Source organism: Pseudomonas sp. Pseusp15 (assembly GCF_059492165.1).
In genome coordinates, this window is the sequence record NZ_CP168523.1 from 1,089,441 (window position 1) to 1,090,541 (window position 1,101).

Consider the following 1,101-nt stretch of genomic DNA (forward strand, 5'->3'; position numbering starts at 1 on the left):
CCTCGCGGGTCGTCTTCCCATACAGACGACTTTTTGAGGTAAACGTGGTGACCAAGCTGACCCTGCTGTGCCTGCCGTATTCTGGCGCCAGTGCCATGGTCTACAGCCGTTGGCGACGCAAGTTGCCGCAGTGGCTGCAGTTGCAACCGGTGGAGCTGCCGGGGCGGGGCGCACGGTTTGGCGAACCGCTGCACACCGACATGCGCGCGCTGGCGATGCAATTGGCCAGGGAGTTGCGTTCGACGCTCAAGGCGCCCTATGCGCTGTTTGGCCATAGCTTGGGCGCCTTGCTCGCGTGTGAGCTGGCCCACGCCTTTCGTGCGCTGGGTTGTCCGGAACCGGTGGCGCTGTTTGCCTCGGGGACGGCGGCGCCAACGATGCGCGCCGACTACGATCGGGGCTTTGCCGAGCCCAAAACCGATGCGCAGTTGATCGAGCAGCTACGCACGCTCAATGGCACCAGCGAAGCGGTGCTGGCCAATGAAGAGCTGATGAGCCTGACACTGCCGATTCTGCGTGCGGATTTTCTATTGTGTGGGCGTTTTCAGCCGGTGCAGCGGCCATTGCTCAAGTGCCCGGTGCATGTGCTGGGTGGTAAGGCCGACAAGGCCACCACCGAACAGTTGATCGGCTGGAGCAGGGAAACCCTCGGCAGCTTTTCGGTGGACATGTTGGCCGGTGGGCACTTCTTCATTCATGAGCACGAAGCCAAGGTGCTGCGGGTGATCAAGGATCAGCTGGAGGTTCACCATCGGCGGCATGCCTTGGCGGCTGTCGGTTAACACGATGCTTCAGTTTGGTGATCTCTGTGGCGAGGGAGCTTGCTCCCGCTGGGTTGCGAAGCGACCCTAAAACCTGCGACCTCGCTGTGTCAGGAATACCGCATTCGCCGGTTTACGACTGCTGCGCAGCCGAGCGGGAGCAAGCTCCCTCGCCACAGGTCTGTGTTCGGCCGTCATTCCTTCGCCGCCCTGCCGATTCCAGTCGCTTCGACCTCCCTTCCTGATACTTGTTCTCAAACGCTAATTTTTCCGGTCTGCATTCGTTTCATAGGGACGACGTGCCTTTGTGCTTCCTGCCTACTGATCCGGATGCTAAGAA

1 protein-coding gene is annotated in these 1,101 nt (G+C 60.8%); it reads left to right on the forward strand.

The features are described 5' to 3' along the window. Positions 1 to 44: 44 nt before the first annotated feature. Positions 45 to 782 (forward strand): thioesterase II family protein, encoded by a 738-nt coding sequence (locus ACEN8R_RS05110; RefSeq protein ID WP_086945110.1) that lies wholly within the window; start codon positions 45 to 47, stop codon positions 780 to 782. Positions 783 to 1,101 lie beyond the last annotated feature (319 nt).